Origin of the sequence: Staphylococcus sp. LCT-H4 (assembly GCF_001866145.1) — a bacterium.
GTDB lineage: Bacteria > Bacillota > Bacilli > Staphylococcales > Staphylococcaceae > Staphylococcus > Staphylococcus succinus.
The window spans coordinates 125,072-143,946 of record NZ_MODY01000002.1 but is presented as its reverse complement, the minus strand read 5'-3'; the positions used below and the strand labels follow the sequence as shown (position 1 = coordinate 143,946).

Sequence of the window (18,875 nt, the reverse complement as noted above, 5' to 3'; positions counted from 1 at the left end):
TTGAATTATGAATTCCATTCCTTATATTATATCTATCTTATAGTTAAAATTATAGAAAAATCCTTTAACGACTCTACACAAGTCATTAAAGGATATCTATATAATCATTTAAAATTCCATTCATCTATCTAACCAAGTAACTGATTATGCCTCTTACATAAAGTCTGCAAAATGATCTCTGTACCGCATGTGTAGGAAAGAACCTACCATAAATAATAGCAGTATAATACACAAGTTATAGCATGTTAGTTCCCAATGCGTAATAAAATACCATTCTTTATGTAACACTGCAGAGCGATAAGCCTCTGCTAAATAGTATATTGGATTTAATTGCATTACATCTTTAACAATACCTTCTGGTGGTACAATTAAAATAGATGATGCGAAAAATACCATTCTCATTAAAGCCTGAATCGCCTGTTGTGTATCTTTAACTAATACACCTAAAGTAGATGTAAACAAAGCTATGGTTGTTGTGAGAATTAAAGCGAATGGCACATAAAGCAATAACTGTAATGTATATATTGTTGGATAAAAACCTGATAACATACACAATAAAATGACCACTGCTAATAATGCAATGTGCCCATAGAACCTACTCATAACGATATATGAAGGTATAATTGACAGTGGAAAGTTCATCTTAGCCACTTGATTATATTTCGTCGCTATCGCTTTGGTACCTTCTAAAACACCTTGGTTTACAAAGAACCACATACTAATACCTACAAGTAACCAATAAATAAATGGAACGCCGTCTACTGGACCATTATTTCTAATTCCTAAACCAAATACAAACCAATAAACCATTATTTGTAATGCTGGGTTAATTAATTCCCACGCCATTCCCAAATAGTTATTCGTATTAGAAATTTTTAATTGGAACTGCGCTAACCTTTGAATAAGATAGAAATTTTTTAAATGCTCCTTCAAAACTACCCAAACTGCATTCATTTAACTAAACCACACTTTCAATCGATTTGACTTTATCACTATTTTCTCATGACAATAAAGCATTCAAGTTTAATATACGACTTGTTCCCTATCATAACAACAATTCTTTACTTTCGTAAATTTCCACTATTAGATATGCTATGAATATATTAATCTGTATACTAAAGATGAAAACAAAAGCTAGTGAAAACAAAATAAAAGTTGTTTTATTTTTTATATTTCCATTTATTTTATCTTTATAGTTGATTTTACATCCTAAATTCAGTAAAATTTAACAACTGTATAAGAGTTAAAATCGTTAAATTGTACTCACTTACTTTACAATAGGTTAATAAATTTAACAACTAATATAATATATAATATACTTGAAGTAACTGTAAATAAGGAAGGTTAAATTATGAATGTATCGGTTAACATTGAACATGTAACTAAAGAGTATCGTATTTACCGTAATAATAAAGAGCGTTTAAAGGATGCTATTGTACCTTTTCATAAGAACAAAACATTTTACGCTTTGAATGACCTATCCATAAAAGCTTATGAAGGCGATGTCATTGGCCTTGTAGGCATCAATGGCTCTGGGAAATCTACTTTAAGCAATATGATTGGTGGATCTTTATCACCTACTGAAGGCAACATTCAGCGTGATGGTGACGTAAGCGTTATCGCTATCAATGCTGGCCTAAATGGTCAATTAACTGGCGTCGAAAACATTGAATTTAAAATGCTCTGTATGGGCTTCTCAAGAAAAGAAATTAAAGAATTGACGCCACAAGTTATTGAATTCAGTGAATTAGGTGAATTTATTTACCAACCCGTTAAAAAATATTCTAGTGGTATGCGCGCAAAATTAGGTTTCTCAATTAATATTACTACAAACCCTGACATCTTAGTAATTGATGAAGCGCTATCTGTTGGTGATCAAACGTTTGCTCAAAAATGTTTAGACAAAATTTTCGAATATAAAGCCCAAGGGAAAACAATTTTCTTTGTAAGCCACAATATGAAACAAGTTCGTGAATTCTGTACTAAAATCGCTTGGATTGAAGGTGGAAAACTCAAACAATACGGGGAATTAGAAGAAGTATTGCCAGAGTATGAAAAATTCTTGAATAACTTCAAAAAACGTTCAAAAGCTGAACAAAAGAAATTTAGAAGCGAGTTAGATAACTCAAGATTTGTGGTTAAGTAAAAGTAAATTATCACATATAACTTATCAGATTGATTAAAAGCGTGAATTCCAGTTAGTACTAATTGGAATTCACGCTTTTAATTTTTATTTTTTTATCGCTACTTTAATAACTTTAAAAACAAACTTAGGAATAGATTTTAATCTACCTAACCTTTTCCAATCTATAATCACTCGATAAATCCATTCTATATTTAAACGTCTGAATAGCATAGGCGCTCTTTTTTTAGTTCCGCTAAACACTTCTAGAGAGCCTCCAACGCCCATCAAAACAGTTTGATTAAAACACTCCGTATAACTTTCAATCCATTGTTCTTGTCTAGGATAGCCCATACCAACAAATATATAATCTGGTTTAAAAGATATCACTTGTTCCAACACCTCTTCATCTGAGAAATCAAAAAAGCCATGATGGAAATCAAAATTGATATTAGGGTACTTTTGTTCCAATCTTTGTTTCGCTTGTATGACAACATTATTTTCTGCACCTAATAAAAATACATTTTGTTGTTTATCGTTAGCAATTTCCAAACAGCTTTCCATCATTTCAATACCGGGAACACGTTCTTTAATTGGTGTTCTCAATAATTTAGAGGCTTTAACAACACCTGTCCCGTCAGGAATAACATAATCAGCACGATTAATTAAATTACGATATTCATTATGCTCAGTAGCATAGTCTACGATTTCAGGATTAGCAGTAACGATAAATAAATTATCTTTTGCTTCTGATAAGAAAAATTGCTTAATATTTTCTTGCATATCGATTAAAGTGACATTATCAAAATATACTGATAAAATATCAACCTTGTTCAGCTTGTTGCTTTCTGTCATTATGCATATGCTCCTAACTCAATATATCTTATAATTGATTAATCTTTATTTTAATTATTGTAATTTTAACACATGACCTGCTTAACACATATAAAAATGTAATGATTCAAGAGCGCTCAGATAAAATATACATCCAAAGTCTAAATGCTTTCTCATCAACAATACTTTATACTAAAATATATGTTAAAAATTTAAAGCTAATGTATACATGCTTTTGAAAATTTAAATCGAGGTTATACTATGACAAAACTACATGAATTTTTCAGTTTCGCTATCCAACTCAATCTTTACTGGGTGATATTGGTAGCATTACTATACATAATTATTCATAACTACCGCAACAAACCTATAAATCGTATTTTAGATATCTATTTGAATTATATACCAGTGCTCACACATGAATTCGGGCATATATTATTCAATAAAATTAGTGGTGGAAAAGCAAAGGATCTAGTTATTGTAGCCTCTCCTACCGAGCGGATGGAAACATCTCAACAAGGATATGCTATTACACAATCAAAACATCGTCTTGGCCAAACTATCACAACTTTTGGTGGTTATGTAATGCCGCCACTCATGTTACTACTAGGGTTTTGGGCTATAGATACGCAATATCCTAGCTTATTTATAGCATCCTACTTATTAATCTTTGTTTATTTTTTAATATTAACTTCACGAAAGTTAGTTCCAATCATTATGATTATTTTACTTTTTACATTGCTTTACTTATTATTTCAAAATGATAATCACTTTATGATGTTCTATATCTTAACAATTACTTATCATTTCATATTAGCTGTGTTGTTAGGTGAGGTCCTACAATCATCTTGGACTATTTTTAGACTTACTTTTTCACAACAATCTATATCATGGGATGGCAGTACTTTAAAAGAATTAACACGTATCCCTACGTTTTTATATAGTATAATTTGGATTACTATCAATTTATTCACTGTCTACCAACTATTTCTTTCCTATTTTTTAGCTAACTAAAAAGCATGGTATTTATGTCTCTTACATAAATACCATGCTTTTTCTTGTATTACTATAATATTCTATGCCTTTTATTTATAAAAAAGGCAACCACAACTCAGCACTTTCAAAAAGAGCATTTCTATTTTTCTACATATATATGAGCTGCGTTATCATAACTTAAAATAGTGATATTTTCTTCTTTTTGTACAATAATCACTTTATTTGTGTCATCTTTATTAATAAGCGTAATTTCTTCTCCAATTAAAATGTCTTTGCTCGTAAGATAAACTAACAATTCTGTTCGATCTCTCACACGTTTAACCGTTACTTTGTCCCCTGCTTCATATGATAATAAATTCGTTGTATAAATCTCTTTATAATCATTATTGCGAGGGATAACGCCTCCGTGTGGGCATGTCTTTGGATAATCTAATAACTTATCCAAGCGCTCCACAAACAAATGAGAAACCTTATGTTCTAAAACTTCTGCTTCTTGATGCACTTCTTCCCAATTATATTGCAGGATCTTTATTAAAAAGAGTTCTAGTAAGCGATGTCGCTTAATAATATCTAATGTATATGTTAAACCTTCCTTAGAAAGTTGTACGCCTTTATACGGTTTTGTTTCTACATATCCCGACTTCTCTAAACGATTCACCATTTCACTGACGGATGGCGGCTTAATGTTTAAATATTGGGATAGTGTCTTATTTGAAACGAAAGAACGGTCGCCATCATGTGTTAAAATCGCCTTCAAATAATCTTCTTTTTCTTCAGTTAGCATTATCTCACCTCTCAACTCATTGACCTTATTATACCATGAATTGACTTGACACGCTAAAAGTTCATAGTATATGATTAATTAAATTAGGTTAACCTAAAAATTAAATTAAGGAGGGCTAATATGTTAGAAATTAAAGATTTAAATCTCACTTTAGGTAATAAATTGATCTTACAACATATTAATCTGGACATCCCTGTTCAAGGTGAAATCATTGGAATTATGGGGCCAAATGGTGCGGGTAAATCATCACTGCTCAAATCAATTATAGGTGAATTTAAATCGACTGGAACAGCACATTTAAATAAAACCCCTGTCGAAAATAGTTTAAAGTCTATTACCTACATTCCACAAAAAGCACATATTGATTTGGATTTTCCAATTGATGTGGAACATGTCGTTGTATCAGGAGCATACAAAGATATTGGGTGGTTTAAATGGGTAAATGTAGAAACTAAAACCAAATTAAATCAATTGATGAAAACTTTGGAATTAGAAGATTTAAGACACCGTCAAATATCTGAATTAAGTGGTGGCCAATTACAGCGTGTACTTGTTGCTCGAGCATTAATGACCGAGAGTACATTATATTTATTGGACGAACCTTTTGTTGGTATTGACTTCCATAGTGAAGAAATCATTATGTCTCAATTAAGACAACTAAAAAAAGAAGGAAAGTTACTCTTAATCGTTCATCACGATTTATCGAAGGCTGAAACTTACTTTGATCGTGTCATCCTATTAAATAAATCCATTCGCTATTTTGGAGATAGTGTTACTGCCATGAAACCAGAACATTTGAATCATACATTTTTAAATGCTCCGATTCAAAATGGCATGACTTAAATGCATTAGAAAGGACGTAACTTAACATGGAGTTTTTTAACCATTTATTTGATTATCAATTTTTAAGCAATGCGCTTATTATTTCTATCGTCGTGGGAATCATATGTGGTACAGTTGGTTGCCTCATCGTACTTAGAGGTCTCTCGCTTATGGGGGATGCTATGAGCCATGCTGTTTTACCAGGTGTTGCCTTATCATTCCTATTCGGCATACCAATGTTTATTGGTGCGTTAGTCACGGGCATGATTGCTAGTATTTTTATAGGGTTTATTACCAAGAGTAGTAAAACTAAACCCGATGCTGCCATAGGTATAAGTTTCACTGCTTTTTTAGCAACGGGAGTTATTTTAATTAGCCTTATTAATAGTTCTACAGATTTATATCATATTTTATTTGGTAACTTACTAGCAGTTACACATTCTACATTTTGGTCAACGATTGTTGTCGGTATCATAGTCATGTTATTAATCATCGTCTTTTACAGACCATTGATGGTATCTACATTTGATCCAATATTTAGTAGAATGAGCGGTTTAAACACTACATTAATACACTATTTTGTAATGCTCTTATTGTCTCTTGTAACAGTTGCTAGCATTCAAACTGTAGGTATTATTTTAGTTGTTGCCTTATTAATCACACCCGCTTCAGCTGCATTTTTAATTGCAAAAAAATTACATACCATGATGATTATTTCAAGTGTCATAAGTACCATTAGTGCTATTGTAGGTCTCTATTTCAGCTATGTATATAACATACCTAGTGGTGCCACAATTGTATTATGTGCATTCTTTATTTACATTATTATTTTTATATGCAACAAATTACAACTTTTCAACAAGAAGGGACAGGTTTCATGAAAAAATTAATATCACTCGCTCTTATTTTCTTACTTTTTTTAAGTGCGTGTAGCAATCATAAAAACGATACTTCCTCTAATGAAAAACTAAAAATAGTTACAACTAATTCTATATTATACGATATGGTCAAACATACAGCGGGTGATAACATTGAAATTCACAGTATTGTTCCAATTGGACAAGATCCGCATGAATATGAGGTGAAACCTAAAGACATTAAAGCTTTAACTGATGCTGACATTGTATTTTACAATGGTTTAAATTTAGAAACAGGTAACGGTTGGTTTAATAAAGCGTTGGCACAAGCAGATAAATCACCTGATGATAGCTCTGTAGTAAAAGTCTCTGAAAATGTTAAGCCATTATATTTAAATGATGCTGAAGGTGATGCGTCTAAACAAGACCCTCATGCATGGTTAAGCTTAGAAAATGGTATAAAATATGTTGAGAAAATTAGAGATACATTACTAAAGCATGACGAGAAACATGCGGATGATATTCAAGGTCACAGTAAAGATTACATCGCTAAATTAGAGGCGCTTAACAAAGAAAGTCACGAAAAATTTAATGACATTCCGAAAAATGAACGTGCCATGATAACAAGTGAAGGTGCCTTTAAATATTTCTCTAAACAGTATGATATTAAACCAGGTTATATTTGGGAAATTAACACTGAAAAACAAGGTACACCTGAACAAATGAAACAAGCCATTGAATTCGTTAAAGATAACAACTTAAAACACTTACTTGTTGAAACAAGTGTAGATCATAAGAGTATGCAAAGTTTAAGCGAAGAGACTAAGAAAGATATCTATGGTGAAGTATTCACTGATTCTATTGGTAAAAAAGGGTCTAAAGGAGATTCTTACTACGATATGATGAAAGAAAATATCGAAACGATTCACGGTAGCATGAAATAAAAGTTTTAGGCTATTAACCTCATTCGTAGGTGAATAGCCCCATGCCGTACGTTACCCTCCTTAAAACGTACGGCATGGTGGTATTCAAGCCTTATAATCATCTCCCATACTCCATCAACGGTTGGCTCCTCCCCCCGTTGATGGAGTTTTTAGAGTCACATATATGAACAGGCACTATTTTCTTAAGTTATTGATAATACAATGTTTTAACTCAAAAAAGCAGCTTTCCAATTTAGGAAAACTGCTTTTTTATGTCTATTTAAAATTTTAATCTGTTAAACTATCAACAATAACCATTTCATCATAATTTATAGCTTCTCGTATTTTCAAAGCTGTTACTTCACTTACTTCTTCATCTTCAACAAGTTCATTTAATACACGTCGTTGTTCTTTAAGCGCAGTTAATTTAATTTTTGTTATTGAATTTTCATGTTTAGGATTAAAGAAATTGGACGGCGTTAAATTATCTGTTCGTAACAGATAACTATCACAAATCATACCTATTTCTAGTTTATTATCTTCTGTGGTCTCTTTTGCAAGACGGCTTACTACGCGATAATGTACCGTACGCATCACATTTGAAATTTCTTGCAAGTTATCTACAACAGATAAAGAAGAAGCAGCGTTTGTTTTAACTTTATTTTTAATTCTTCTCTTTAACCACATGGCTCGAATTTCAACTTTAATACGTTGTATCAAAGATGCTTGTTTATATACTTGAGTACGTTCTGAATAACGCATATAGTTATCTAATACGTTCGTAGTAATATCTCCATTCTCAACCAAGCTATTTAAAGTATTATTCTCAACATCGAAAGCTAATTTTTGCAATCGTTGCAATTCTTTCGTGTTTTCATCTTCATTCTCAACTGTTCTTAAGAATGCTAATTTATCATGATAATCTTTAATCACATTTCCATACTGAAAACTAGATTCTACTGTAGAAGCTTGATTTAAACTATCAATTACTTTTTCCAAAATATAAACACGTGCTTGTTTGAAATTCATGCCTTGTACCTTAGGTTTTTTAGCAGTAGGTGTTACTAAAGGTAATAAAAATTGTGCAACAATCAAACTGATAATAACCATACCTGATGCTATAAAAAGTAAATCGTCTCTAAAAATAAATGAGTGGTGATTTGCTAGCATGTATGGCAAAGTCAGTGCTATGGCTAACGAAATCGTTCCATGAACTCCACATAATGACATAATAAAAGCATACATACCTCTTCTCGGTGGTGATTCTGTGGCATTATCTTCATTTTCATTATGAGAAATCATTTTTTGGAACGGACTGACTGGTAAATAAAAATATGGATATAATACAAAAACCCATAAGAACCTAAATAAATAAATCGCTAATGCAATTAAAAATGTAACGACAATTAAGAACATTAAATTGTGTGGTTCATTTTCTATAATTCTCCCCACTACTTCAGGCACTAAAAAGCCTAAAATCGTAAAGACAAATCCATTTAAAGCATATCCCAAAATATTCCAAGTATGATTATAACTCATCTGTAGTCTGGTACGTGCTTGTGCAATACGATCACGTTCAAACCCATGCACTAAACCGGCAACTACAGCAGCAATGATACCTGATGCATGGAACATTTCTGCCACTATATATGTGATGAAAGGTGTAACAAGTTGAATAAATGTAAACATATTTATATTTTCTATGCCACGTCGAGATAAAGTTACCCTAAACCTTACTAGCGCAACACCGATTAAGATACCAACTATAAATCCACCAATCGACGAAATAAGAAATTGTTCAATGGCGTTTGCCATTGAAAATGCTCCTGTTACTAGTGCAGCTACAGCAATTTTAAAAGATATGATACCCGCCGCATCATTTAGAAGTGATTCACCCTCTAAAATTGTCATAGAACCTTTTGGTAAAACTTTCCCATTAGTGATTGCTTGAACAGCTACCGCATCAGTTGGGCATAGAATTGCAGCAAGTGCGAAGGCAGCAGCCATAGGTAAATCTGGCCATATCCAATGAACAAATAACCCAACTACAATTACAGTGGTAACTACTAATCCTAATGCCATCATTAATACCGGCTTAATATAACGCCTTAGGTGCACACGCGAAACTTTAACTCCTTCAACAAACAGCAATGGCGCAATTAGTGCAACCATAAATAATTCAGAATCAAAATTAAATTCGACAGGGACCGGCGTTACATATAACAACACACCTAAAATGATTTGAATGAAAGCTAATGGTACTTTAGGAAGAAAAGTATGCACAAAGGAGCTAGCGATGACTAACGCTAAAAAAACAAGAATCGTTTCAAATATTTGCAAGGTTTCACCTCTTTTCAACTAAATTATTTGTTTCATAATTGTTGAGGTTGAAACATAAATTAAACTGTCTTCTAACGAACATAATGTGTCCCAAACCCTTATAGATTATTTACAAACAGCTTTAGGGTTTACTGTTCGCCTAATAATTTAAAAATTAACACAATTACAAATATATATTATTTTATCATTTTTTTACCCACTTCTTAAATGTATTGCACTTCTCAAGTAGTATTTTTAAAATTATTAAATTTAAATCATTACATTCAACTCGTTATACCTTTACTATTTAACAATAAAATTGCAACTTTCTTTATGTCGTGAAATTATATATTCGTTCTCCACAAAAAAATATCCCCTCAACAAAGTGCGCACTTTTGAGTGTCAACTTTGGTGAGGAGATTGTTATTTTCAATCATTTTATTGTCTATACACTAATAATCCTGCTCTTTTTCATATGTTTCACGTCTACGCTTTTCCCTGTCTTGTGCACGTTTTTTCAATTGATCAAATGTATTATTCTCAGTGGAACTCAATAAAATATTGGTTTGTCTCGGTGCATCACTTTTGCGATACATATACGCTCCTGTACGATAAGCAGCACGTGAGATCAAATGCCCTCCAACTGGTGCTGTTAAATTAATGAACACTAACGCTAAAATTAATCTTACACTCAAATAACCTTGTGAAGAAATAAAATAAATAATAACGCCTACTAACGTTAACAAAACCGAAAGCGTGGAACTTTTTGTCGAGGCATGGCTTCGTAGAAACACATCTTGGAACTTAATTAATCCAATCGCACTTATTAGCGCTATAATACTTCCTAAAAACATCATAAAAGCAGCTAGTAAATTAACGATTTCGCTTGTTATTTGCATTGAACACGTGCCCCCCTTCTATATATCTGGAAATTGACACGGAACTAACAAATGAAATGATAGCAATAAGTAAAATTGAATCTAGGAATGAAAATGTCCCATATACAATACTTAACACGCCTACAATTGACATAAGAATTGCACTTGCTGTATCAAATGCTACGACTCTATCTGCAGTTGTGGGTCCTTTAATTAACCTGAACAGCGTTAATAATAATGCTATTCCGAATATAATTAAGGCGCTTGTAATGAAAAAATCAATAAGAGATTCTATCATTCTGTCACCTCCAATATCAGTCCTTCGTATTGTCTAATACTTTTTAGCAATTTCTGTTTTTCTTTATCTGAAACATCAATGGCATGTATAAAGAACTTTTGCTTCTTCTTCGATATTCTTATAACTGTAGACCCTGGAGTAATTATAATTAATATTGTTAAAAATGAAACTTCCCAGTCACTATCTAACTTTGTTTCATAAGTTACTAAACCTGGGTTTAAATCCTTTGTTTTAAATAATATATAGTTAATTGTTGTAATACTAGATGTAATTAATTGGTACAGGTATACTACTAAAAACTTAATTGCTACCCAAACTTTTTTTAAATAAAATTGTTGGCCAAAAAAGCGATGTAATATATAAATGACTAACAATCCAATAAGATAGCCAGCGAAGAAGGTAGATGCTTTAAAGGAGTCTTCATCTTGAAATAAAACCCATAAAAAAGCTATGACAATGTTAAGTAAAACTTGTCTCATTATTTAGCCTCCTTCTTCAAATGAGGATTAACCGCTTTTTCATAGCGTCCATCATCCATATTTAAATGTGTAGCATTATCTGTAACTTTAAATATAAGTGGCGCTATAATACCCATTGCTAATACCGTGCCTACTAAAATAGCTATGAGACTCTTACGGTATACAGGAATAGCTTTAAATATTTTTTCTTCGCCTTTTTTTTCATTGCCTAAATACATCACGAAAAACACACGGAATAAACTGAACATCGCAATGAGACTAGTAATAATCATTAACGCTAACCCTATATAATTACCATTTTCAATAGCACCTTTAAATATAAACACTTTTCCCGGAAAGCCACTAAATGGTGGCACGCCACCAATAGCTAATATCATAATCACAAAAGCTACACCAAAAAACGGCTCTTGTTTAGCTAAACCATGTAAGTGTCTGTATTGCCTGTATCCAGTAATATAAACTAAACTTCCTATAAGGAAGAATAATAGCGTCTTAACGACCATATCGTTAGCTAAATAAAATATTGCCCCATTCACTCCTGCATAAGTATTTGAACCTAGTCCTAATATAATAAAACCAATTGATAGAATGACTTGGTATGCAGCAATTTTTTTAATATCTTTATAAGCAAGTACACCGAATGCACCAATTAACATTGTAATACAAGATAAAAATACTAGTAATGGATGTGTTATACCATCATGTTCATCAAATATTAATGTAAAGAAACGAATCAAAGCATAAGCTCCCACTTTAGTCATCAACGATGCAAATAGTGCCGCTAGCTCAGTATTAAGTACTGCATAAGCTTTAGGAAGCCACATAAAGAGTACTAAAGCCGCCTTTGCACCAAATGCGATAAGGAAGACCATAGATACAATAACTATTGAACTTTGATTATCCATCTCACCTATTCTTTGGGCCACCAATGCAAAGTTTAATGTACCTGTTAATTTATATAATAGGCCAATACCTAAAAGTAAAAGCCATGATCCTAATATATTTAAGACAACATATATAATAGCTGCACGTAATTGTTCTACTGATTGCCCTAATGTAATTAATACAAAGGAAGCTAATAACATTACTTCAAACATAACATATACATTAAATAAATCTGCTGTTAAAAATGAACCAATGACACCAACTGTTAAGAATAAAATAAAACTTGGTAAGTAGTAACGAATCGCCCTTTTTTCTGCTCTCCCAAAACCATACGCCATGATTAGCGTTACAACAAAACTCGAGGTTGTTACCATTAATAAACTTAACGAATCTCCTACAAACTGGATGCCAAACGGCGCCTTCCATCCTCCAAAGTCTAAAGCAATAGGCTTATTGTACATCACATAAACGAGTAACAATAATGAAATTATCGTACTCACTGCCATAGTACCAATTGAAAAGATTCTAGATAATCTACTTTGTGTACGTATGAAGACTAGTGCTAAAGCACACACTGCAGGTAGAAGTAATGGTAAAATCAACAAATTACTCATCATCATCGTCATCATCACCTCTCAACACATCAATTTCGTCTTCTTTTGTAACACGGTATGTTCGATACACAAGCACTAATAAAAAGGCAGTCATAGCAAAACCAATGACTATTGCCGTTAGTACAATAGCTTGTAATAAGGGATCAACAAAATGTTCGTTCCCCTCTCCAATTAATGGTTCAGACATATTTTTACTATAGTGTCCCATACTCATAATAATTAAATTACCTGCGTGGGTAAATATCGAAATTCCTATTACAATACGGATTAAATTGACCGATAATATCATATACGTTCCAATAAATATTAAGAAGCCAATAACTAATAATAAGATTAAATTCATGAGCGACCACCACTAATGGACAGCATTACTGTTACAACTACACCAACAACAGCTAATACGATTCCCGCTTCAAATAGCGTAACCGTCGTTAGATGAACTTCCCCTAAAATTGGTAATTGTACATGTGCATCTGTTTGGTAAAGGAACGGTTTACCAAAAAACATAGGTATGACTGCTGTAGCAAATGATACTAAAGATCCCGTAATCATTAATATTCTAAAATCTAGCGGTAAAGATACTAATACTTGCTTAACATCGAAGGCCAAGAACATCAACAGAAAGGCTGAACTAAATACGAGACCGCCAATAAAGCCTCCGCCGGGATTATTATGTCCTGCTAAAAACAGGTAAAAACCAAAAGTTAATAGTATAAATACAACAATTTTGGTTACCGTTCGTAATACTACGTCATTCTCTTTCATCTTGACCCCTCCTATCTTTAAAGTTAAGTAATGTATAAATACCTAAACCAGCAATTATAAGTACCAGTCCTTCAAATAATGTATCTAAAGCACGAAAATCTCCAAGTATCGCATTCACTATATTTTTACCACCTGTTAATTTATATGCATCGTGATAAAATGTTGATATCGTAGGCATTGAATCACTTTGCTGTGCAATAAATACAAGCGTCACAACGATAATTGCCATCATCAGTGAAACAACAATCTTCACTGCTTCACGTTTCTTATGTACTTTTGTACGTGGTACGTTTGGCAATCTTGAAAAACTGACAATAAATAATATTGTAGTAATTGTTTCTACAACCAGTTGTGTCAGTGCTAAATCAGGTGCTTTCATTAATATGAAGAAAATAGTTACACAATAACCGATAATGCCATTCAGTATAACCATCGTTAAACGTTGACGAATAAATGTTAAAGCTATTCCTAGAACAAATACAACGATGAGGGTAATTACTTCCAATGGTCCAAACTCACTTACATGAATTTGATGCACTTTTGGAAATCCTGCTTCAATGATGCCGTAAGTTACAATCATTATAAAAATCAGTAGTGTTAACGTAATGTAGTGATTTAAACGGTTATTCATCAATCCACGAATACTATATCCTGAATAATGTTCAAAATGTTTATATGAACCTAAGTAAATTTCCGTAATTGATTTCACTTTAATATGATTGGCATATTTTTTCCAATCTATTTTAAGGGCTGCTATAAAGCCAACTATAATGACGATAGCACTTAATGTTAAGGGTAAATTGAAACCGTGCCATTGTGAAATATGTGGCGCTAATTCATCTACATTTTCTCCAATTGTGATACTTCGTAATGCCGGTAAAATGATTGATTCTCCAAATAGATTTGGTATGAAAAAAATCACCGGCAACAAAATCATCATAATTGCAGAAGGTAGTGTGAATAAAAAGGGTTCGTGTGGCGATTTTAAAGGTAGATCTGCTTGCTGAGAATCCCCCCAGAAAACTTCTTTAATCATATAAACAGCATAAATCAACGTAAATATGCTCGCCACTACTCCAATCGCTGTGATAATTATAGTAAGTATAATATTAAACTGTGGTAATTCATTTGTACTTACTAAACTTTCAAAAAACATTTCTTTACTTAAAAATCCATTTAGGAAGGGTATACCCGCCATAGATAATGCAGAAAGCAACATGACAATATGTGTTATAGGAAATACCTTTCTTAACCCTGATAATCTCCGAATATCTCGTGTCCCTGTTTCATGATCTATGATTCCGACCCCCATAAATAACGCACCTTTATAGAGCGCGTGATTCATAAGATGAAATAATGCTGCAAATAGTATTAATCCATAGACCTTAGAAGCTTCTCCAGAGGGATGTTGTGCAAATCCCCCACCAAGACCTACCATTGATACAATCATCCCTAATTGGCTAATTGTAGAATAGGCTAATATACCCTTCAAATCAAACTGGCGAGTAGCATTAATTGCACCAAATAGCATTGTTATTAAACCAACAAATGTAACACAGTATATGTAGAAATCACTCAATCCCAATACTGGCGTAAATCTGAATAGTAAAAAAATACCCGCTTTAACCATTGTAGCTGAATGTAAGTATGCACTTACCGGTGTCGGTGCTGCCATGGCTTTAGGAAGCCATATATGAAATGGAAATTGTGCAGATTTTGTAAATGCCCCTAATAATATCATGATAATAATAGGAATAAATAAATTACTTTGTGCTAATTTATCACTTTGTTCTATTATTTCAGAAATTGAATTTGTCCCTGTCACTATATAAATCATTATAAATCCAGCTAATAAAGCAAGACCACCAAATACTGTAATCATAAATGATTGTATAGCGCCAAATTGACTTTCTCCCTTGTTGTACCAATACGCGATAAGTAAGAATGAAGATACACTTGTTAATTCCCAAAATACATACATGAGTATTGTGTTATTAGAAGTTACAACACCTATCATACTGAACATAAATAATAATAAGTAGATATAAAAACGTGGTAAGTTATCATGTTCTTTAGATAAATATTGTGTCGCATAATAAAAAACTGCTAAACCGATCAATGATATTAATAAACTAAAAAATAAGCTTAAACCATCAACTCTAAAATCGATATTAATATCTAATAGCGTAAGCCATGGTATTTTAACCGTTACAAAATGTCCTTGCATAACTCGTGGTATTTGCCACAAAAAGTATATTGATGAAATGATTGGTGCTATCAATACAAATTGCCCGGCATGTTGTTGTAACTTGTGATTCGTTAACGTAAATAATAATAAAATCATTATGATTAACAAAGCACTAAATAGATATAATAAGCTCATCCTATTCCTCCTTTTTATTTAATTATAAACTCAAAGCGATGGTTGTTTTACTCGCTTTTGTTGAAATACCAATAAATTTCATCGTTTCGAATGTCGTCTGGTGTCCAAGGTATTTTTGAATAATTGAAATTGAAATGCCAGACTGATAAGCATGATATGCAAACGTCTTCCTTAATGTTGTTAGCCCTATGTGTAGCATACCTAACTCATCTGCCGCAGCATGAATAATCCGATAGGCTTGCTGTCTTGAGAGCCCTTTCAATGTGCGATTCGATTGAAATAATAATTCATCATCCATCAATTGTGCTTGTGAAATAAATTGTGATAATTCTTGTCGTAATGCTTCAGGTAATTTTATATAAATACTCGGCGCATGGTCTTCTAACCAATACACCTTTATATCATCATGTTCTCCTTTAACATCTGCTACACAAAGGTTTAATAACGCCGATAACTTAACACCCGTATGTATAGCAAATTTAAACAATAAATAATCTCTTTTAGACTTACGGCTTAACACTTCATACATCGCTCTTATCTCTTTAATATCCCTAATTGGATCCACTTGATTCATATATTCACCTCTGACCATCTTAAATGTTTCTTATTTAATGATATATGATATTTAAGTAACATGAAAGTGTTTAAGATTATTTTTTTAAATTTTTTGACCATTTTGCCTTTTTATTTCGATATATATAATGAAAGGAGGTTAAAATATGAATCAAATCAATCAACTTGCTGTTACATTGTCACGTGTATTGTACGATAAAGATGGAAAAGCATCCCTTTTCAAACGTCACTTTGCTAATTTAAATACAGATGCAACGCCTGAACAATTAAAGAGCTTTAAATCTATTATCGAACAAATCACAGGAGAACGTTTTGAAACACTAGAAGTTATCAAAACAGAAACGATTAATTAAATATTAAGGGGGAGTCATTACAATGGCACAAACACTAGAACTTATTTTCAACGATGCCGTAAACAAGTCTATAAAAATTCAATTGCCCAAAATCGAGCATTTTCTCAATGATACTGCTGTAAAAGAAGGTATGAACAAATTAATCGCTCTAGATATATTCAGACCTAAAGCCGGTATTCCTACAAAAGTGCATTCAGCACAAATTATAGATAAATCAACTAAAGTTATCTTCGAAACACTTACAAAATAAATTTCACTATTGCTTATACGATATATGTAGAAACTGTTGGCAAAGGCGTGCGACTTTGTCGACAGTTTTTTCAAAATGACACGATTTCTTGAAATACATGTTTAACTTTTAATATTTAGCTGTATTAATTCCTAGATATTCACGCCAAATTATTGTTATTAGATTCATCTTGATAATAATAAAAAACCAAACGTCATTTGCGTTTGGTTTTTTATTACTCTATTTAATCATTCAATATCATTGATTTTTCAGTGGTCTCAATCTGACTCTGTCACCAAAAAATATCTTCTTTTTACCTAATTTTTTGCATAATGCGTATTGGTCATAAACTTCTATAATCTGTGCCAAATTTTTATAAGATCTTCTTGGGTTTAATATCTCAATAAATTGCTTATTTTGTATACCTTCATCGTTACCTGCTCCTACAAAAAAAGTTTCCTCATCTAAAAGACGAATTATGGAAAGTTGCTTCAATATATTCAGTCACTCACTTCTTAATAACATTCTTATTATTTAATAATATTTATTTTCTTAGTTGTGTATATTCAAGATTCATTATAATAGTTAACCTTTTTATTTCCGAAAAGATTCAACTTATATATCTTATTACACTTTGTGTGTTGTGTACATCATTATTTATTATAACTACAAAACCTTTTTCTCAAATTAACTCATATGATTATTTTACACTTTACTATATAATGATATAGACAAACTTTTCAGAAAGAGTGATTCAATGTTTCTCTTATATATAGTAGGTATTATTGCAGGTATGGTCGTACCTTTTCAGACTTCTATTAATTCTAGATTAAGTCTTTATACACGATCTTCTTTCTATGCATCCACAATATCATTTGCAACAGGGACAATTTTTTTAATTTTACTTAATATTATTATTAATCCTCATGTTTTTACACCGGACTTTTATGATAATCAATCTTTTAGTTATATATGGTTTTTAGGTGGTTTACTAGGAGTTATTTTCCTCACTGGCAACTTAGTGCTATTACCTCGTTTAGGCGCTTCTTTAACCGTGGTTATGACAGTAGCAGGGCAAATCATCATGGGCGTAACGATAGATACATTGGGTTGGTTTGGTGCAGAACAAGAAACTTTCACCTTATTTAAAGTGTTCGGTATTATCTTTTTAATCATAGGAATTGTCTTAATGAACTATGTTCGCAGTAATAAAAGAGCTACACAGACACATTCAAAAGTCTATATTTGGATTATAGTTGGTTTTATTTTTGGCTTTTGTCCACCGATTCAAACGGCTACAAATAGTGCGTTAGGGCAACAAATACACTCTTCAGTAATGGCAGCGCTTATATCATTTACAGTGGGTACAATAGCATTATTTGTCTTGACACTCATTTTTAACCGTAGCCTTAAACTGAGTTCGTATGATACAAAACAAGGTAAAATTAAGCCGCTTTATTTTATTGGCGGAATCTTAGGTGTTATTTTTGTCACTACGAATATTATTTTGATGCCTCACCTGGGCGCAGCGCTTACTACAATTATAGTTATGCTGGGTCAAATGTTGATGGGCATTATTATTGATCACTTTGGTTTACTTGGTACTCATGTCAATAAAGTTACCATTCGAAAAGTTAGTGGCATTATAGCAATTATGATAGGTATTATTTTATTAAGATTATTTTAAAATAGTAGCACCGAGTCATTTACTTTCAACATATAGTAAATGACTCGTTTTTTTAATCCTCACAAAGATTATTT

At 32.1% G+C, this 18,875-nt stretch carries 21 protein-coding genes; 8 read left to right on the top strand and 13 right to left on the bottom strand.

All coding sequences use genetic code 11. The features are described from left to right. Positions 1 to 153: 153 nt before the first annotated feature. On the bottom strand, positions 154 to 954 hold the full coding sequence (locus tag BK821_RS05630; RefSeq protein ID WP_046837095.1) for an ABC transporter permease: 801 nt from the start codon (positions 952 to 954) through the stop codon (positions 154 to 156). A 397-nt stretch (positions 955 to 1,351) separates the two neighbouring features. Here BK821_RS05630 and tagH point away from each other — a divergent pair, with 397 nt between their 5' ends. Further along, on the top strand, positions 1,352 to 2,146 hold the full coding sequence (gene tagH / locus BK821_RS05625; RefSeq protein WP_046837094.1) for a teichoic acids export ABC transporter ATP-binding subunit TagH: 795 nt from the start codon (positions 1,352 to 1,354) through the stop codon (positions 2,144 to 2,146). 84 nt (positions 2,147 to 2,230) lie between these two features. Here the strand turns inward: tagH and tarA are convergent, their stop codons facing one another. Then, positions 2,231 to 2,977, bottom strand: coding sequence for an N-acetylglucosaminyldiphosphoundecaprenol N-acetyl-beta-D-mannosaminyltransferase TarA (gene tarA, locus BK821_RS05620; RefSeq protein ID WP_071331400.1), 747 nt, complete (start codon positions 2,975 to 2,977; stop codon positions 2,231 to 2,233). Positions 2,978 to 3,217: 240 nt separating this feature from the next. On the opposite strand from tarA, the gene BK821_RS05615 reads away from it, so the two are divergent. After that, a complete protein-coding gene (locus tag BK821_RS05615; RefSeq protein WP_071331399.1) occupies positions 3,218 to 3,970 on the top strand; it encodes a M50 family metallopeptidase in 753 nt (250 codons plus the stop codon). A gap of 121 nt (positions 3,971 to 4,091) precedes the next feature. On the opposite strand, the gene BK821_RS05610 is transcribed toward BK821_RS05615, so the two are convergent. Further along, positions 4,092 to 4,736: a metal-dependent transcriptional regulator gene (locus BK821_RS05610; RefSeq protein WP_046837091.1), complete on the bottom strand. Its 645-nt coding sequence runs from the start codon at positions 4,734 to 4,736 to the stop codon at positions 4,092 to 4,094. A gap of 120 nt (positions 4,737 to 4,856) precedes the next feature. Between BK821_RS05610 and BK821_RS05605 the strand changes: the two genes are divergently transcribed. From BK821_RS05605 to mntC, 3 genes are read left to right on the top strand one after another with little or no spacing between them, the layout of a single operon-like run. Next, positions 4,857 to 5,579 carry a metal ABC transporter ATP-binding protein gene (locus BK821_RS05605; RefSeq protein WP_071331398.1) on the top strand — a complete coding sequence of 241 codons (723 nt, stop codon included), beginning with the start codon at positions 4,857 to 4,859 and terminating at the stop codon, positions 5,577 to 5,579. Between the two features lie 26 nt (positions 5,580 to 5,605). Continuing rightward, the gene (locus BK821_RS05600) at positions 5,606 to 6,439 is read left to right on the top strand and encodes a metal ABC transporter permease (protein ID WP_071331397.1); all 834 of its coding nucleotides are present in this window, start codon (positions 5,606 to 5,608) and stop codon (positions 6,437 to 6,439) included. Beyond that, positions 6,436 to 7,359, top strand: coding sequence for a manganese ABC transporter substrate-binding lipoprotein MntC (mntC, locus tag BK821_RS05595; RefSeq protein ID WP_046837088.1), 924 nt, complete (start codon positions 6,436 to 6,438; stop codon positions 7,357 to 7,359). The genes BK821_RS05600 and mntC overlap by 4 nt, the downstream gene beginning before the upstream one ends. A 267-nt stretch (positions 7,360 to 7,626) precedes the next feature. Here mntC and BK821_RS05590 read toward each other — a convergent pair whose 3' ends face one another. From BK821_RS05590 to BK821_RS05550, 9 genes are all read right to left on the bottom strand, one after another. Further along, on the bottom strand, positions 7,627 to 9,678 hold the full coding sequence (locus BK821_RS05590) for a cation:proton antiporter (RefSeq protein WP_046837087.1): 2,052 nt from the start codon (positions 9,676 to 9,678) through the stop codon (positions 7,627 to 7,629). Positions 9,679 to 10,109: 431 nt separating this feature from the next. Next, positions 10,110 to 10,556, bottom strand: coding sequence for a Na+/H+ antiporter subunit G (locus tag BK821_RS05585; protein WP_046837086.1), 447 nt, complete (start codon positions 10,554 to 10,556; stop codon positions 10,110 to 10,112). Beyond that, complete coding sequence (gene mnhF2, locus BK821_RS05580; protein WP_046837085.1) at positions 10,531 to 10,833, bottom strand: Na+/H+ antiporter Mnh2 subunit F; 303 nt, start codon at positions 10,831 to 10,833, stop codon at positions 10,531 to 10,533. The genes BK821_RS05585 and mnhF2 overlap by 26 nt, the downstream gene beginning before the upstream one ends. Then, positions 10,830 to 11,312 carry a Na+/H+ antiporter Mnh2 subunit E gene (gene mnhE2, locus BK821_RS05575; protein WP_046837084.1) on the bottom strand — a complete coding sequence of 161 codons (483 nt, stop codon included), beginning with the start codon at positions 11,310 to 11,312 and terminating at the stop codon, positions 10,830 to 10,832. The genes mnhF2 and mnhE2 overlap by 4 nt, the downstream gene beginning before the upstream one ends. Then, complete coding sequence (gene mnhD2 / locus BK821_RS05570; protein ID WP_177165131.1) at positions 11,312 to 12,814, bottom strand: Na+/H+ antiporter Mnh2 subunit D; 1,503 nt, start codon at positions 12,812 to 12,814, stop codon at positions 11,312 to 11,314. The genes mnhE2 and mnhD2 overlap by 1 nt, the downstream gene beginning before the upstream one ends. Continuing rightward, positions 12,804 to 13,154, bottom strand: coding sequence for a Na+/H+ antiporter Mnh2 subunit C (gene mnhC2, locus BK821_RS05565; protein ID WP_046837083.1), 351 nt, complete (start codon positions 13,152 to 13,154; stop codon positions 12,804 to 12,806). The genes mnhD2 and mnhC2 overlap by 11 nt, the downstream gene beginning before the upstream one ends. Further along, the gene (gene mnhB2, locus BK821_RS05560) at positions 13,151 to 13,576 is read right to left on the bottom strand and encodes a Na+/H+ antiporter Mnh2 subunit B (protein WP_046837082.1); all 426 of its coding nucleotides are present in this window, start codon (positions 13,574 to 13,576) and stop codon (positions 13,151 to 13,153) included. The genes mnhC2 and mnhB2 overlap by 4 nt, the downstream gene beginning before the upstream one ends. Continuing rightward, positions 13,563 to 15,959: a DUF4040 family protein gene (locus BK821_RS05555; protein WP_071331396.1), complete on the bottom strand. Its 2,397-nt coding sequence runs from the start codon at positions 15,957 to 15,959 to the stop codon at positions 13,563 to 13,565. The genes mnhB2 and BK821_RS05555 overlap by 14 nt, the downstream gene beginning before the upstream one ends. Positions 15,960 to 15,981: 22 nt before the next feature. Beyond that, positions 15,982 to 16,533: a tyrosine-type recombinase/integrase gene (locus tag BK821_RS05550; protein WP_046837080.1), complete on the bottom strand. Its 552-nt coding sequence runs from the start codon at positions 16,531 to 16,533 to the stop codon at positions 15,982 to 15,984. 145 nt (positions 16,534 to 16,678) lie between these two features. On the opposite strand from BK821_RS05550, the gene sroA reads away from it, so the two are divergent. Next, positions 16,679 to 16,885, top strand: coding sequence for a sigS mRNA-stabilizing protein SroA (gene sroA / locus BK821_RS05545; protein ID WP_046837079.1), 207 nt, complete (start codon positions 16,679 to 16,681; stop codon positions 16,883 to 16,885). Positions 16,886 to 16,907: 22 nt separating this feature from the next. After that, positions 16,908 to 17,135 carry a DUF2922 domain-containing protein gene (locus BK821_RS05540; RefSeq protein WP_069823494.1) on the top strand — a complete coding sequence of 76 codons (228 nt, stop codon included), beginning with the start codon at positions 16,908 to 16,910 and terminating at the stop codon, positions 17,133 to 17,135. Between the two features lie 237 nt (positions 17,136 to 17,372). Here the strand turns inward: BK821_RS05540 and BK821_RS05535 are convergent, their stop codons facing one another. After that, positions 17,373 to 17,609 carry a hypothetical protein gene (locus tag BK821_RS05535; protein WP_046837077.1) on the bottom strand — a complete coding sequence of 79 codons (237 nt, stop codon included), beginning with the start codon at positions 17,607 to 17,609 and terminating at the stop codon, positions 17,373 to 17,375. A 262-nt stretch (positions 17,610 to 17,871) separates the two neighbouring features. Here BK821_RS05535 and BK821_RS05530 point away from each other — a divergent pair, with 262 nt between their 5' ends. Continuing rightward, a complete protein-coding gene (locus BK821_RS05530) occupies positions 17,872 to 18,801 on the top strand; it encodes a DMT family transporter (RefSeq protein ID WP_071331395.1) in 930 nt (309 codons plus the stop codon). Positions 18,802 to 18,875 lie beyond the last annotated feature (74 nt).

Coding starts and splice junctions, on each gene's coding strand:
- BK821_RS05630 (WP_046837095.1), bottom strand. CDS start 954: ATGAATGCAGTTTGGGTAGTTTTGAAGGAGCATTTAAAAAATTTCTAT.
- tagH (WP_046837094.1), top strand. CDS start 1,352: ATGAATGTATCGGTTAACATTGAACATGTAACTAAAGAGTATCGTATT.
- tarA (WP_071331400.1), bottom strand. CDS start 2,977: ATGACAGAAAGCAACAAGCTGAACAAGGTTGATATTTTATCAGTATAT.
- BK821_RS05615 (WP_071331399.1), top strand. CDS start 3,218: ATGACAAAACTACATGAATTTTTCAGTTTCGCTATCCAACTCAATCTT.
- BK821_RS05610 (WP_046837091.1), bottom strand. CDS start 4,736: ATGCTAACTGAAGAAAAAGAAGATTATTTGAAGGCGATTTTAACACAT.
- BK821_RS05605 (WP_071331398.1), top strand. CDS start 4,857: ATGTTAGAAATTAAAGATTTAAATCTCACTTTAGGTAATAAATTGATC.
- BK821_RS05600 (WP_071331397.1), top strand. CDS start 5,606: ATGGAGTTTTTTAACCATTTATTTGATTATCAATTTTTAAGCAATGCG.
- mntC (WP_046837088.1), top strand. CDS start 6,436: ATGAAAAAATTAATATCACTCGCTCTTATTTTCTTACTTTTTTTAAGT.
- BK821_RS05585 (WP_046837086.1), bottom strand. CDS start 10,556: ATGCAAATAACAAGCGAAATCGTTAATTTACTAGCTGCTTTTATGATG.
- mnhF2 (WP_046837085.1), bottom strand. CDS start 10,833: ATGATAGAATCTCTTATTGATTTTTTCATTACAAGCGCCTTAATTATA.
- mnhE2 (WP_046837084.1), bottom strand. CDS start 11,312: ATGAGACAAGTTTTACTTAACATTGTCATAGCTTTTTTATGGGTTTTA.
- mnhD2 (WP_177165131.1), bottom strand. CDS start 12,814: ATGATGAGTAATTTGTTGATTTTACCATTACTTCTACCTGCAGTGTGT.
- mnhC2 (WP_046837083.1), bottom strand. CDS start 13,154: ATGAATTTAATCTTATTATTAGTTATTGGCTTCTTAATATTTATTGGA.
- mnhB2 (WP_046837082.1), bottom strand. CDS start 13,576: ATGAAAGAGAATGACGTAGTATTACGAACGGTAACCAAAATTGTTGTA.
- BK821_RS05555 (WP_071331396.1), bottom strand. CDS start 15,959: ATGAGCTTATTATATCTATTTAGTGCTTTGTTAATCATAATGATTTTA.
- BK821_RS05550 (WP_046837080.1), bottom strand. CDS start 16,533: ATGAATCAAGTGGATCCAATTAGGGATATTAAAGAGATAAGAGCGATG.
- sroA (WP_046837079.1), top strand. CDS start 16,679: ATGAATCAAATCAATCAACTTGCTGTTACATTGTCACGTGTATTGTAC.
- BK821_RS05540 (WP_069823494.1), top strand. CDS start 16,908: ATGGCACAAACACTAGAACTTATTTTCAACGATGCCGTAAACAAGTCT.
- BK821_RS05530 (WP_071331395.1), top strand. CDS start 17,872: ATGTTTCTCTTATATATAGTAGGTATTATTGCAGGTATGGTCGTACCT.